Origin of the sequence: uncultured Paraglaciecola sp. (genome assembly GCF_943787955.1) — a bacterium.
In the GTDB taxonomy this organism is placed as follows: domain Bacteria; phylum Pseudomonadota; class Gammaproteobacteria; order Enterobacterales; family Alteromonadaceae; genus Paraglaciecola.
This window is the reverse complement of the sequence record NZ_CALSOK010000001.1, coordinates 42,630-56,506: the sequence shown is the minus strand read 5'-3', so window position 1 is coordinate 56,506 and position 13,877 is coordinate 42,630. Positions and strand designations below refer to the sequence as shown.

The window sequence follows — 13,877 nt, the reverse complement described above, 5'->3', positions numbered from 1 at the left end:
GATACATATTGTGTGAGATCAATGCATTATTTTATATGAACTTGCGGAGTCTCGGTTAAACCTGAACTAGAGTTTGGTAGAGCGCACCGGAACATCGATTTCCCTTTACCCAACTGTGTTAATTTGGGATTCAAAAAATAGATGTAGAGACCTGATACAAAGCACTATTCCTGATCCGCCATATTATAATTGGTTGGGCTAAATTCAATAAAAAAGCGCAAATTTGATTAAAAATCGATTTTGCAAATGTACTGGATTTTTTATGTTAAAAACACTTTCACTGTTATTACAGCAAGCGACACAAAACGTGCAACTTATAACCGCCAAAAAAGCAGCTCTAGACCGCCTTAATAACAAAGGACTACTGATAGATGTGAGGGAATCAGCAGAACATTTCGCATCACCTGCTGTCGGTGCGATCAATATACCTCGAGGTGTACTAGAAATAAAAATGTTAGAAATAGAAAAAGATCCAACACGACCTATTTATCTTCATTGTGCATCTTCGCTGCGCGCTGCATTAGCGGCCGAACAATTAGCCAGAGTTGGCTATACAAATGTCAGCGTAATTAGTTGTAAGATGGATGAAGTACATAAGATGTACCAGTATTCAGAGGAATCACTCTAGGGTAGTAAAACTTCTCCTTTGTCTGCATAACATTTATTTATACTTAGTAAAATATCTACAGTTGATTCGGTTTTCCAAAAATTTTTATATCTTCAGTATCGCTGACACCTTTACTAATTAAAAACTAATATAAACATTTTTTGAAAATTTTGAAATTGCCCTGGCTGGAAGAGATTTCACAGATTTAAATTAAGGTAACTATCTCAAATATTTCTATATGGTGCATTAAACCCAAAAGTAAATGAGTGCCGTTTTTTTAAACACAAATCCAGAGCCACATACTCATTTTAGAATGTCATTAATCCATTATGGGATGTGGCTTTTAGTTTTAATTTTGATACAGATCAAATTTCCTGGAGCATGTTTGATTAGGCTAACTAGAGCTTCTTGGAAAATTGGAATGAGTATGGATTATGTCACGATTAAGAAAGGGACAAGTAGACAAGACAAGCCACCAAATATGCAAAGTTATCAGGAAAGTTATATTGATTTTAATTGGCAACAGGCCAATGCGTTAATTAAGGGTTACAAAAACGGTATAAATATTGGTTACGAAGCTGTCGATCGCCATGTTGAAGAAGGTTACGGTGATCAAACTGCGTTAATTTTTTTAGGTAAAAAAGACCAAAGGCATATTTTATCGTATCGCCAGCTGCAACAAAATAGCAACCAGTTTGCTAATCTTCTGAATGACTTTCAGATTGAAAAGGGGCACTTACTGTGTAGTTTGACCGATCGAAGCCCGATAATGTATACGGCTATAATGGGGTGTTTAAAATCTGGCGTAGTGTTCAGTCCATTATTTGCTGCATTTGGGCCAGAGCCAATAAAATCTCGCATGAAAATAGGCGGCGCCAGAGTACTACTTACAAGCGCTCGGCTTTATCGTAAAAAAATAGCGCCTTGGCGCGATGAATTAAAGTCTTTAAAACAGGTGTTACTTTATGACTGTAAAGGCCAATGTCCTGAGGGTTGTGTTGACTTAGACCTTGTATTAAAACAACACAGTGATGCATACCAAATATGTGAAACAAGCTCAAAAGATACGGCTCTTTTACACTTCACAAGTGGCACAACCGGTAAACCCAAAGGCGTGGTTCATGTGCATGAAGCAGTCATTTATCATAAATATTCAGGCTACTGTGCGCTGGATATTCATCCTCAAGATATTTACTGGTGTACCGCTGATCCAGGCTGGGTAACGGGTATTTCTTACGGTGTCATTTCGCCATTATGTAACCGCGCCACACTTGTCGTTGACAATGCTGAATTTGACCCAGTTCGATGGTATAGCATTTTGGAAGCAGAAAAAGTCAATATTTGGTATACCGCGCCTACCGCTATTCGGATGTTAATGAAGTCAGGTAACGAATTGTGCCAAGATTATGATTTATCAGTACTGCGCTTTTTGGCAAGTGTAGGAGAACCCCTTAATCCAGAAGTAGTAGTTTGGAGCCAAGAGTACCTAGGCAAACCTTTTCATGATAATTGGTGGCAAACAGAAACTGGTGGGATCATGTTGGCCAACTTTATTGGTGAAAATGTTAAGCCTGGTTCAATGGGCAGACCATTACCAGGTATTGAAGCCGCAATTATTAAGACAGATGACCAAGGAAATATCATCAGAGTTACCACACCTGGTGAATCGGGAGAGTTAGCATTTAAAAAAGGTTGGCCATCCATGTTCCGTAATTATCTGCACGAAACTGAACGATATCAAAGTTGCTTTAAAGGTGATTGGTACCTCAGTGGTGACTTAGCCTATCAGGATGAGGACGGGTATTTTTGGTTTGTGGGTCGTAGTTCAGACTTAATTAAATCTGCGGGTCATTTGATTGGTCCGTTTGAAGTTGAGAGTGCATTAATAGAACATCCTGCCGTTGTTGAAGCTGGGGTCATTGGCATACCTGACCCAGTTGCAGGAGAAATAGTTAAAGCTTTTGTGTCACTCAAATTTGGTTGCGTACCCGACTCTGATTTAATTAAAAGCATCATGGCCCATGCTCGCAAAAAATTGGGCTCTGCTTTAGCGCCAAGAGAAATTGTCGTTAAACAAAATATACCTAAAACCCGTAGTGGAAAAATTATGCGAAGATTGTTAAAAGCGCGCGAACTTGGCTTGCCCGAAGGTGATATTTCCACTTTAGAAAGTGACGAAAGCGATAGCATAAAAATAAGCAATGAAGACTAGCTAAATGAAGAAAAAACAATATGAATATTGAAAACAGTAAAGTCCATATGGACATCGCACACTTGCAATTCTTGTTCAAACAAATGTTACGCATCAGGCGTTTCGAAGAGAAGTGTGCCGAACTCTACACCCAAGAAAAAATCCGTGGCTTTTTACACCTCTACATAGGTGAAGAGGCTGTTGCAGTAGGTGTGATGCAAGCATTAAAAGCTGAGGATGCAGTATTTGCCCACTTACCGAGAACATGGTCATGCCTTAGCCCGCGGTTTAAGTATGGATAAAGTGATGGCTGAAATGTTTGGTAAAGTCACAGGCAGCAGCAGAGGCCGAGGTGGATCAATGCATATTTTTGATGTGGAAAAAGCGATTTTATGGAGGCAATGCCATTGTTGCTGGAGCCCTACCATTAGCGGTTGGTTTAGCTTTAGCCAATAAAATGCAGAAAAAAAATGATGTTGGTGGTATGTTTTTTTGGTGAAGGTGCGGGTAGCAGAAGGGGAATTTCACGAGAGCCTTAATTTAGCTCAGCTGTGGCAACTACCCATCTTATTTGTGTGTTGAAAATAACGGCTATGCCATGGGGCACTGCTCTGGCAATTTCAGAGTCGGAGCAACACATATTTCGTAAAGCACAAAGTTACGGTTTAATGTCACATGCTGTTGATGGAATGAATGTGGTCGAGGTCGAATCAGCTGCGACCCAATACTGTCAAAGAATTCGAAAAGGTGGTGGACCCTGTTTATTGGAGTGTAATACTTATCGTTTTCGTGGTCATTCGATGTTTGATACTCAGCTTTATCGTGAGTCTGATGAAGTAGAAGCATGGAAAAGCAAAGGCCCGATTATGAAGTTACAACGATGGCTTGAAGTGAACGGAAAGCTAAGTAGCGCTGAATTAAAACTGATTGAAGATCATGTGGCAGAAGAAATTAACCTGTCTGTATCTTTTGCCGAGTGTAGCGAGATAGAAGATATATCTGACTTATATCTTGGGGTTTATGCGGAGTCAGGATCTTGAAAAATAAAACTTTAACGTATCGAGAGGCACTCAAAACAGCCATTGGTGAAGCCATGCGTAACGATGAACGTGTTTTTCTGATGGGCGAAGATGTAGGTAACTACGGTGGTTGTTATGCTGTATCAAAGGGGCTATCAGAGGAATTTGGATCTGACAGAGTGATTGATACTCCCTTATCTGAATCAGGCTTTGTTGGCGCTGGTATAGGGGCGGCTATAGGTGGAATGCGTCCGATAGTCGAAGTGATGACTGTTAACTTTAGTTTGTTGGCACTCGACCAAATTGTTAACAATGCAGCCACGTTACGGCATATGTCTGGGAATCAAATTGGTGTGGCCTTTGGTTATACGTATGGCCACTGGGTTCCGGCAAACAATTAGCTGCACAGCATTCCCATAGCTTAGAAAATTGGTATGCACATGTTCCAGGCATCAAAGTACTCGCACCTGCTACAGTGGCAGATGCTCGCTATATGCTCCGTATGGCTCTGAAAGATCCAGACCCTGTCATACTCTTTTGAACATGTTATGTTGTATAACGCGACTGCTGCAATTCCAAAGCCTGAAGATTGGCCCAGATATGCATCAAGCGTGGGTCAGAAAAGGTGGTAATGATATAAGCTTAGTTACTTACGGTGGTTCGCTTTCAAAGACATTGCAAGCTGCCGGTGAATTAGAGGAGCAGGGTATAAGTGCAGAGGTCGTTGACCTAAGGTGTTTGCGCCCCCTTGATACTCAAACCTTGTTTAAATCGGTGAATAAAACCCATCGTGTATTAGTGATTGACGAGGGGTGGCGTACCGGAAGCTTAGCAAGCGAAATATGCGCACTAGTAGCAGAGCATTGTTTTTGGTCGCTGGATGCACCACCAAACCGAATCTGCAGTAAAGAAGTCCCTATTCCTTATTCGCAACACTTAGAACGCGCCGCCACACCACAAGTTGCCACAAATAGTCGAGGCCGCTTTGGTATTGTTGAACCGAGATGTTGCATAATGAAAATACTCACTATGCCATCTTTTGGCGCTGACATGGCTGTGGGCACTATTGTTAAATGAGAACGTGAAACCTGGCGACTCAGTATCTAAAGGCGATATTATTGCCAGCATTGAAACCATGAAAGGTCTTATTGATATGGAGGTGTTTGACGACGGTATCATTGTTACATTATTGGCGGGGTGAGGGGGATGAATTAGAAATTGGTTGTCCTATTGCAGAACTTCAGCTAAAAAATGAAGAAGATTCAAACAATAACCCTGAACAAATAATGGAAAGTGTTGTGCCGCATAGTCTTGAAGTTGATTCCAATAGAGCTGTTAGTCAAGAGATTGCTGGCCACTCATCAGATAGTCAACATGTTGAAGGTAAAGTGAGGAGGGTGCCCACAGACGTAGAAGAAAAAAGCAGTTATAGCCTAAATACTAAACGACCAAAAATATCCCCCGCAGCACGCAACAAAGCAGAACACTTAGGCATTGATTGGCGTCAACTTCCTCAAGGAACAGGGCCAGATGGCGCTGTGTTGTTAGATGATATTAATATTGCAGATAAACGACCTACAGAACCAGCATCAGATAACGTTAAAGACTCTAACGATATGATGCGAGAAGCCATTGCTTTGACTGTCAGTCGTTCAAAGCGAGATATTCCTCATTATTATCTGCAATTAGATATGTTGCTAGACAACACATTAAATTGGTTGAGCCACCACAATGTAGAACTGCCCCCCTAGTCAACGCATATTGAGCAATGCGGTTATCTATTCAGCTATTGCTCGTGCATTAACGGCGTTTCCTGCGTTTAATGGTTTTTATCGCGACGGACATTATCAGCCATCAGACTCTATACATTTGGGTAATGCAATTAGTTTGCGACAAGGCGGTTTGATGGTTGTAGCAATCCATGATGCGCAACGCCTAGGGCTGGTCGAGTTGATGGAAAAAATCAAAGATCAAGTAAATAGAGCCAGAAATGGAGGGGCTACGCATGTCTGAAATGCAAGATGCGACAGTCACCGTATCTAATCTTGGAGACAGAGGCTCAGACACTATTCAAAGTATTATTTTCCCGCCTCAGGTGGCCTATAATTGGTATAGGAAGGCCGCGCATTGTGCCCTGGGTAATCGATAAACAGGGTGACTAGTGCAACCATTGTCAGCATGAGTCTTGCCGCAGATCATCGAGTCAGTGATGGTCATTCTGGGGCCCGCTTACTCAACAAAATTAATGCACTTTTACAAACACCTGAGAGACTAGTATGAATAACAACCAATCATTGAAAGACCTAGTGTGTAAGCTAATATTAAATATTGCACCTGAAGCAGATGTGCAGCATCTCGATCCTAACGAGGAATTAAGAGAAGAGCTTGATTTAGACTCGATGGATTTTATGAACCTACTGGATTTAATCGTAAAAGAAACCGGTGGTGAATGTGCGCTGAGAGTGATTATGCAAAAGTGAATTCCTTACAATCTTTGAGTGAATATATTGACAGGCCGAAAATAGTTTATTTTTAAAGTGATGGTGAGCTTCAAACAATATAAAAATTTATCAACTCATGCCCATGGGCCTTAATTAATTCAGCAGTCTGACCAATTTGATTAAGACCCTTGAGAATTTTTTCATTATTTATAGCAAAATTTTTTAGGAACCTGTCTTGGTAGCTTCTCAAAATTTTTACTCGTCATAACTGTTGTTATTAATCCTTCCCCAAATTAGCCCTTAGACGTTCTTTTAAAGATACGAGTACTTAATGAAAGCTCAACACATTTGGTGTTGGTATTGGCTGTAGTACTCAAAAAAGTGTAACGCCAGAAAATACAAGACCCAAATTACAATCAACTAAGTGTAATCTTCTTTTTTACATGACTTTCCAAGGCGAATATCATATTTCTGGGTGAGTGATAACCATAGAATTAGGCTCTGATTTTTTAAATTTAGATTTGTTTTTAGACAATAAGACACAGTCATAACTATAAAACGCTGCATGGATATATTAAGCCTTCATCTTACTACTTTTTGATCTCTGTCAATTTTTTTGAGGGGCCCACGGCATACGCCTAATGAAGAGTTTACTTTAATGCTAGAAAATTAGGGAGAGTTAGCATGAGCCATGGAACCACACTATTTAAAAAAACCTCTATTGCTCTGGGGATAGTTACTTTAGTAAGTACAAAATTTGTTTCTGCCGCTAGTTGGAGTAGTGGAGACTGGTCTGTTAGCTTTGATTCCAATTTTTCACTTGGCACCAGTATTAGAACAGAAACACGTGACTTATCACTAGTTGGAAACAGTAACCAATCACAATTTGACTGGACTGGTTATAATCCAGCCACTAACCCTTTATACAGCCCAGCACAAGTGTGGGCACAAGCCGACGGGGCTTATTCTACTAATGGTGATTTGGGCAACCTTAACTTCGACAAGAATAATACCATTTCTACTCTGTTTAAAGGGGTACACGAATTAGACCTACAGTATCAAGATATGGGGGTGTTTTTACGGGGAATGTATTTTTATGATATGGAGTTGAAAGACAAAACACGGGATTGGCAAAATCCTATTACTGCACAAACACAGGACCCTTGTGAGTCGCCAACGGCTAGTGATGAGTTATGTTCAGATGTGCGTTTGTTAGATGCATTTTTTTATTCTGACTTCTACCTAGGGGATGTTCCAGTGAGCTTGCGAATTGGTCAGCAGGTTATCAGTTGGGGAGAAAGTACCTTTATTCAGCACGGTATTAATACTATCAATCCAGTCGATGTTTCTAGGGCACTGGCACCAGGTGCTGAGTTAAAAGAAGTGTTTATTCCAATTGGAACTGTCTTTGCTTCTTTTGGATTAACAGATGAATTCAGTGTGTCTGTTTATTATCAATATGAGTGGGAACGTAGTCGTTTACCGCAAGCGGGGAGTTACTTTGCAACCAATGACTTTGCAGGTGAAGGTGGGCAAAGTAGCAATATTCAACTTGGCTTTAGTGGCAACCCAGATATTGATTTAGACATTTTATTGGCTAGTCTTAATGGCTTAGGTGATGCGCTTCGCCTGGGTGCCGATGCATCATTAATTGGTCTGGCTTATCTGGCTAATTCAACTAAAGTTGCATTAAGAGGCTATAGCGACAGTGCCCACGATGATGCAGATGATGATGGGCAATATGGTATCAAACTGTCATATTTCGCTGAAAATATGAATGAAACTGAGTTTGGTTTATATCTGATTAATTACCATAGTCAACGTCCTTTGATTTCTGGTGTAGCCTCAAATTTCACTTCTGCTGCTATTGGTGCTGATTTGGGATATATCGCAGGGCAAGAACTCACTAAGGACAATGTAACGGACCTCCAAGCCTTTACAAAAACACGTTTTGTCTACCCTGAAGATATTAAATTATATGGATTGAGCTTTAATACTAATTTGGGGGATACCGCTTTGGCGGGAGAGATTGCATATCGTGTGGATGAACCCTTACAGATAGATGATGTGGAGTTGTTATATGCCGCCATGCCTCAACAACTAGCCATTGCTGGTATTGCCCCACCATATGCGGGTATTTCTCAACTTGATAATTATCTGGGGTATGTGGTTGGGCCCGGCGAGACAGCCCAAGGGTATTTAACTTCAGATACAGTACAAATTCAGGCCACGGCTACTCATATATTTGGCCCTGTGTTAGGCACTGATAATCTAGTGATTTTAGCAGAGCTGGGTTACGTAAGTATTGAAGATTTTCCTGACCCCAATTTAATTCGTTTAAATGGTCCAGGAACAGCGCGTAGCCCCTCACTTCAACCTACAGCTGACGGGGATCCTCGAACTGCATTGCATACAATAATATCGAACGGCCCTGAACTTAATCCCTTCCCAACTAACAGTGCTTGGGGTTACAGACTATTAGCCAATGTTACTTTTAATAATGTGTTTGCAGGAATTAACATCAACAACAGGTTCACTTTTGCACATGATGTTGATGGCATTACCCCAGACCCCATGTTTTTGTTTGTTGAAGGACGAAAATCGGCCAGTGCTTCTGTAACGTTTGACTACCTGAATAAATGGTCTGCAACAGCTGGTTATAACGCTTTTTGGGGAGGAATAGGTACTACCAATGCTCTCTCAGATCGTGATTTTGTTTCTTTTAACCTTAAATATTCAATATAGGACGTCAAATCATGATGAAGAAAATAAATCTGGTTTTTGCCGCTTTAACCCTCACAATTGGCGCAAGTCATATACAAGCAAAAGTCTCTGAAGAAGAAGCAGCAAAGCTAGGTAACGAACTTACACCTTTAGGCGGGGACAAATCTGGCAATGCTGATGGTAGTATTCCCCCTTGGACTGGGGGTATTACCAGCCCACCCGGGGGATATCAGCCAGGTGATAACCATCCCAACCCTTATCCTGATGACAAACTGTTATTTGAAATAACAGGGGCAAATTATAAAGAATACACTGATTTTTTGAGTGATGGCCAACAAGTATTATTTGAAACATACCCCGACACTTATAAGCTACCTATTTATCCTAGTCGTCGCTCTGCTTCATCACCACAGTTTGTTTATGATGCCACTAAAAAAAACGCACTCAGTGCTGAATTAGTACAAGGAGGAAACGGTATTAAAAATGCTATTATTGGTATTCCTTTTCCTATTCCCACAAGTGGTGTGGAGGTAATTTGGAATCATATATTACGTTATCGCGGAGAAACCATTAAACGTTTTGCTGGCCAAGCTTCACCGACCGCTAGTGGAGACTATAATATTATTGGTTTTGAAGATGTGTTGCTAGTCAAGTATTCAGCTAAAGAAGCCACTGCCGATCAATTGTTTGAAGAAAATATTTTGATGAAGTTTAAGCAAAAAATTACTTCGCCAGCGCGTCTGGCTGGTACTGCATTGTTGGTGCACGAAACGATGGATCAGGTTAGAGATCCTCGCCAGGCATGGACTTATAATACGGGCCAGCGTCGCGTTAGAAGAGCACCTAACATTGCTTATGATGCCCCGGGAACTGCTGCTGATGGATTAAGAACCACTGACGATTTTGATATGTTTAATGGTGCACCAGACAGATATAATTGGGAATTAAAAGGTAAAAAAGAAATGTATGTGGCCTATAACAATTATCAGTTACACAGCAGCAGTGTAAAGTACGCTGATATACTTAAGCCTAGGCATATTAATCCAGATTTAACGCGTTTTGAGAAGCATAGAGTATGGGTGGTAGAAGCCACATTAAAAGATGAGTTTAGGCATATCTACCATAAACGCATTTTTTATATAGACGAAGATAGTTGGCAAGTTCAACTTGCTGATATGTATGATAGTCGAAACGAAATATATCGGGTGGCCATTGCATATGGCATTAATTATTACGAAGTGCCAGCACAATGGTCAACCCTAGATGTTTTACATGATCTTAACTCTCGTCGTTATTTAGCATTAGGCTTAGACAATCAAGAAAACATGTACCAGTTTGGCATTGAATTAGATGACCGCGAGTTTACGCCCCAAGCATTGCGCCGTGAAGGAAAGCGTTAAGTCATCTAAAATGGTGGCAATGCCAACCGTTTTTTTATTCATAAAGAAGCCTCATATGAAAATAAGAACAGCTAGTTTTATCGCGGTCATATTATTCATCACCCCTTCCTTGGCTAAGGTTGACGTGCAATCTTATCCAGCCCCCTTAGTATCTAGCTCACTGCTTCTAGATATTGCTCAGTCCGACTCACGGCTGATTGCTGTGGGGGAAAGAGGGCATGTTTTATTATCAAAACACACTCAGGATTGGTCTCAGGTTGTAGTCCCTAGTTTAGCCACTTTGACCGCTGTCGACTTTAATGGAGATAAAGGCTGGGCAGTGGGTCACGACACCACTATTTTGATGACGAACGATGCTGGTGTGAGTTGGTCATTGCAATACTACACGCCACAAATAGAACGTCCCTTGTTGGATGTTCATTTTTTTAATGCTAACCATGGTATTACTATCGGCGCGTATGGCACTTTTCTAAGAACCCAAGATGGCGGTGCAAGTTGGGTATCTGAAATACATTCAGAATTTTTGAGTCAGGACGATCTCGATTATTTAGAAGAAATTAGATTAGAGGACGAAGCCTTTTATATAGAGGAATTAGCCTCAATTTCACCTCACTTAAACAGCGTTTCACAAAGCGGTGAACGATTATATCTGGCTGGAGAAGCAGGGCTGTTGGCCATAAGTGATGACATGGGACATACCTGGCAGCGTATGGATATTGATTACTACGGTTCTTTTTTTGACTTCGCTAAAACCGAGTCAGGCAGAGTTTTCGCTGCGGGTCTTCGTGGTCATTTATTTGAGTTGGACCATGATAAACAACAATGGAATACGATTAATTCCGGTAGCACCTCTTCTCTTAACGCCATTATTTCTATTGATGAAAAAAACTCGATGATTTTAGGTAATAATGGTGCCCGGGTTCGTATCTCAGAAACACAAGTAACTTATACCCAAAGTGATGATGGAAAAGCGATCCTCAATGGTGTTTTTCAAGACGGGCAGGTTGTTGTGGTCACAGAAATTGGTATTAAATATATACACAAGGATTTGTAATTCGCCATGTCTACAATCATCAATTTTACCGAGTCACTCATTTTTAGAAACAGACTGATCGTTATTTTTATATTTTTAATCGCTACCCTGTTTCTAATTTACCAAGCATCACAGCTTAAATTAGCGGCTGGTTTTACTAAAAATATTCCCTTGACCCATGAATATATGCGTAATTATATGAAACATGCTAAAGACTTTGGCGGGGCAAATAATGTATTAGTATCGGTGTGTGACAAGGATGGGGATATTTTCAATGCAGCGTTTTTTAATACCCTAAAAGAGGTACATGACCAGCTGTTTTTTATTAATGGTGTAGACCGCTCTTTGGTTAAATCTTTGTTCTCTTCGTCTACACGATTTACCGAAATTGTTGAAGGCGGGTTTGCAGGCGGTCCAGTGATACCTGCTGATTTTAAAGCGACCAATCCGGCAGCCTTACAAACCGTTTCCCAGAATATAAATAAAGCAGGAATTGTTGGACGATTGGTGTCTGATGATTTTAAGTGTGCGATGGTTACCGCGCAATTACTGGAACTGGATCCCGATACAGGGAAAAAGCTAGACTCCTTGGAAATTGCTGAAGAACTTGAACAACAAGTGCGCGTTAAATTTGAAAACGAACGGGTCAGTATTCATATTATCGGCTTCGCCAAAATGATTGGCGATGTGGCTAAAGGTGCACAAGGTGTGTTGGTGTTTTTCGCCATCGCCATCGCTATCACTGCGGTTCTGGTATTTTTCTTTTGCAAATCAATGATGTTAACTCTGCTACCTTTATTGTGCTCGGTAATAGCGGTTATCTGGCAACTGGGCTTGTTAACCCTGCTAGGATTTGGATTGGATCCTATGTCAATATTGGTGCCTTTTTTGGTCTTTGCTATAGGTATCAGTCATGGGGTACAGATGATTAATGCTTTGGGTAAACAGGTGGTTGCTGGCAGTGACGTAGGACCAGCAGCACAACTGGCTTTTCGAACTCTGTTGATTCCAGGTGGCATCGCTTTGTTATCAGATACAATAGGATTTATGACCTTATTGGTGATTAATATTGGCATCATACGGGAGCTTGCGATTACCGCAAGTATGGGGGTGGCGGTGATTATTTTGACCAATTTGGTCTTACTTCCTGTGCTTATGTCGTTCGTGAAACTTGGCGATAAATACAAGAATAAGTTTAGTCATAAAACCCAATGGTCTACAAAATTTTGGCATGTCATAAGTGCCTGTGCTAGCCCAAAGGTTGCGCCTGTAGTCTTGGTTACCACAACAATATTGTTTGTATTTGCATGGTTTCAAGCACAAAACATGAAAATTGGCGATCTCCATGCTGGGGCACCTGCATTACATAGCGACTCTCGTTATAATCTTGATACTGCTTTGATCACCAGTAAATATGGTATCAGTGTGGACTATTTATCCATACTAGTAGAAACAACACCAGAAGCCTGTACATCATATCAGGCGATGAATGCCATTGATGAATTGCAATGGAAAGTATCCAATATTCAGGGCGTACAGTCTGCTGTTAGTTTGGCATCCGTTGCCAAATTAATTAATGCTGGTTATAACGAAGGTAATCCTAAGTGGCGTGTTTTACCCCGTAACCAACAAACATTAGTACAATCTATCTCACGTATCCCTACATCTTCAGGTCTGCTTAATGGTGATTGTTCAGTGATGCCCATCATTTTATTTATGCAAGATCATAAAGCAGAAACGATTAGCCGTGTCATTAATGCAGTTAAGGCGTTAAGACAGGAATACCAAACCGATAGTTTACAATTTAAATTGGCGTCTGGGCCTATTGGTGTCATGGCTGCACAAAATGAAGCGGTGGATGCAGCGCAAGAGCCGATGATGCTCTATGTATTTGGCGCTGTTATTTTATTATGTTTAATCAGCTTTAAGTCACTACGGGCGACACTTTCAGTGGTGATCCCTTTATACGTGGTGTCGGTGATGGCTCAAGCGTTGATGACCTATTTACATATTGGATTGACCGTTGCTACTTTACCCGTCATAGCCTTAGGAGTAGGCATAGGGGTTGATTACGGTATCTATATATTATCGACCATGAATAATAAACTGAAGGAAGGCATGGCTGTGCGCCAAGCATATTTTGAAGCACTGATAGAACGGGGCAGTGCGGTATTATTTACTGCCGCCACGTTAGCCGTAGGGGTGAGTACCTGGGTTTTTTCAGCCTTAAAGTTTCAAGTGGATATGGGGGTTTTACTCACTTTCATGTTTGTTGTAAACATGTTGGGAGCTATTATTGTTTTACCAGCGCTGGCTTCGATTTTTTGGCGCAAACAAGGCTGATTATTATGAGCATAATCATGCGTATAATGACGAGCTAAGCCTAGAACTAACACTTTGCAGCACTGTAATCCCAACATCATAATCCCAACACTATAATCCCAACACCCGCGGTTGAAATC

At 40.9% G+C, this 13,877-nt stretch carries 17 protein-coding genes and 1 pseudogene; all 18 read left to right on the top strand.

Annotated elements, in window-relative coordinates; all coding sequences use genetic code 11:
- Nucleotides 1–262: 262 nt before the first annotated feature.
- The 18 genes and pseudogenes from Q0Y52_RS00275 to Q0Y52_RS00195 all read left to right on the top strand — a co-directional run bounded on the left by Q0Y52_RS00275 (nt 263) and on the right by Q0Y52_RS00195 (nt 13,758).
- Nucleotides 263–628: a rhodanese-like domain-containing protein gene (locus Q0Y52_RS00275; RefSeq protein ID WP_297816448.1), complete on the top strand. Its 366-nt coding sequence runs from the start codon at nt 263–265 to the stop codon at nt 626–628.
- Nucleotides 629–1,028: 400 nt separating this feature from the next.
- Nucleotides 1,029–2,819 (top strand): acetate--CoA ligase, encoded by a 1,791-nt coding sequence (gene acsA / locus Q0Y52_RS00270; RefSeq protein WP_297816445.1) that lies wholly within the window; start codon nt 1,029–1,031, stop codon nt 2,817–2,819.
- 20 nt (nt 2,820–2,839) lie between these two features.
- Nucleotides 2,840–3,100: a thiamine pyrophosphate-dependent enzyme gene (locus Q0Y52_RS00265; RefSeq protein WP_297816443.1), complete on the top strand. Its 261-nt coding sequence runs from the start codon at nt 2,840–2,842 to the stop codon at nt 3,098–3,100.
- Nucleotides 3,036–3,380: pseudogene (locus tag Q0Y52_RS19335) on the top strand (thiamine pyrophosphate-dependent enzyme). The gene Q0Y52_RS00265 and the pseudogene Q0Y52_RS19335 overlap by 65 nt, the downstream one beginning before the upstream one ends.
- Nucleotides 3,350–3,838 carry a thiamine pyrophosphate-dependent enzyme gene (locus Q0Y52_RS00255; RefSeq protein ID WP_297816437.1) on the top strand — a complete coding sequence of 163 codons (489 nt, stop codon included), beginning with the start codon at nt 3,350–3,352 and terminating at the stop codon, nt 3,836–3,838. The pseudogene Q0Y52_RS19335 and the gene Q0Y52_RS00255 overlap by 31 nt, the downstream one beginning before the upstream one ends.
- The gene (locus tag Q0Y52_RS00250; protein WP_297816434.1) at nt 3,835–4,218 is read left to right on the top strand and encodes a hypothetical protein; all 384 of its coding nucleotides are present in this window, start codon (nt 3,835–3,837) and stop codon (nt 4,216–4,218) included. Before Q0Y52_RS00255 ends, Q0Y52_RS00250 begins: the two co-directional genes overlap by 4 nt.
- On the top strand, nt 4,197–4,358 hold the full coding sequence (locus Q0Y52_RS00245; RefSeq protein ID WP_297816688.1) for a hypothetical protein: 162 nt from the start codon (nt 4,197–4,199) through the stop codon (nt 4,356–4,358). Before Q0Y52_RS00250 ends, Q0Y52_RS00245 begins: the two co-directional genes overlap by 22 nt.
- Nucleotides 4,359–4,417: 59 nt before the next feature.
- Complete coding sequence (locus tag Q0Y52_RS00240; protein WP_297816431.1) at nt 4,418–4,894, top strand: transketolase C-terminal domain-containing protein; 477 nt, start codon at nt 4,418–4,420, stop codon at nt 4,892–4,894.
- The gene (locus Q0Y52_RS00235; protein WP_297816428.1) at nt 4,884–5,018 is read left to right on the top strand and encodes a biotin/lipoyl-containing protein; all 135 of its coding nucleotides are present in this window, start codon (nt 4,884–4,886) and stop codon (nt 5,016–5,018) included. The genes Q0Y52_RS00240 and Q0Y52_RS00235 overlap by 11 nt, the downstream gene beginning before the upstream one ends.
- Entirely contained in the window at nt 4,981–5,568 is a 588-nt protein-coding gene (locus Q0Y52_RS00230; protein ID WP_297816425.1) for an E3 binding domain-containing protein, read from the top strand. The genes Q0Y52_RS00235 and Q0Y52_RS00230 overlap by 38 nt, the downstream gene beginning before the upstream one ends.
- A gap of 10 nt (nt 5,569–5,578) precedes the next feature.
- Nucleotides 5,579–5,830, top strand: coding sequence for a 2-oxo acid dehydrogenase subunit E2 (locus Q0Y52_RS00225; RefSeq protein ID WP_297816422.1), 252 nt, complete (start codon nt 5,579–5,581; stop codon nt 5,828–5,830).
- Nucleotides 5,823–5,966: a 2-oxo acid dehydrogenase subunit E2 gene (locus Q0Y52_RS00220; RefSeq protein ID WP_297816419.1), complete on the top strand. Its 144-nt coding sequence runs from the start codon at nt 5,823–5,825 to the stop codon at nt 5,964–5,966. The genes Q0Y52_RS00225 and Q0Y52_RS00220 overlap by 8 nt, the downstream gene beginning before the upstream one ends.
- Nucleotides 5,967–5,971: 5 nt before the next feature.
- The gene (locus tag Q0Y52_RS19330) at nt 5,972–6,097 is read left to right on the top strand and encodes a 2-oxo acid dehydrogenase subunit E2 (RefSeq protein WP_366939205.1); all 126 of its coding nucleotides are present in this window, start codon (nt 5,972–5,974) and stop codon (nt 6,095–6,097) included.
- Entirely contained in the window at nt 6,094–6,297 is a 204-nt protein-coding gene (locus Q0Y52_RS00215) for a phosphopantetheine-binding protein (protein ID WP_297816416.1), read from the top strand. The genes Q0Y52_RS19330 and Q0Y52_RS00215 overlap by 4 nt, the downstream gene beginning before the upstream one ends.
- Before the next feature lie 645 nt (nt 6,298–6,942).
- On the top strand, nt 6,943–9,003 hold the full coding sequence (locus Q0Y52_RS00210; RefSeq protein ID WP_297816414.1) for a DUF1302 domain-containing protein: 2,061 nt from the start codon (nt 6,943–6,945) through the stop codon (nt 9,001–9,003).
- Between the two features lie 11 nt (nt 9,004–9,014).
- Nucleotides 9,015–10,382 (top strand): DUF1329 domain-containing protein, encoded by a 1,368-nt coding sequence (locus tag Q0Y52_RS00205; protein WP_297816411.1) that lies wholly within the window; start codon nt 9,015–9,017, stop codon nt 10,380–10,382.
- Between the two features lie 55 nt (nt 10,383–10,437).
- The gene (locus Q0Y52_RS00200) at nt 10,438–11,436 is read left to right on the top strand and encodes a YCF48-related protein (protein ID WP_297816409.1); all 999 of its coding nucleotides are present in this window, start codon (nt 10,438–10,440) and stop codon (nt 11,434–11,436) included.
- A gap of 6 nt (nt 11,437–11,442) precedes the next feature.
- Complete coding sequence (locus Q0Y52_RS00195) at nt 11,443–13,758, top strand: MMPL family transporter (RefSeq protein ID WP_297816406.1); 2,316 nt, start codon at nt 11,443–11,445, stop codon at nt 13,756–13,758.
- Nucleotides 13,759–13,877 lie beyond the last annotated feature (119 nt).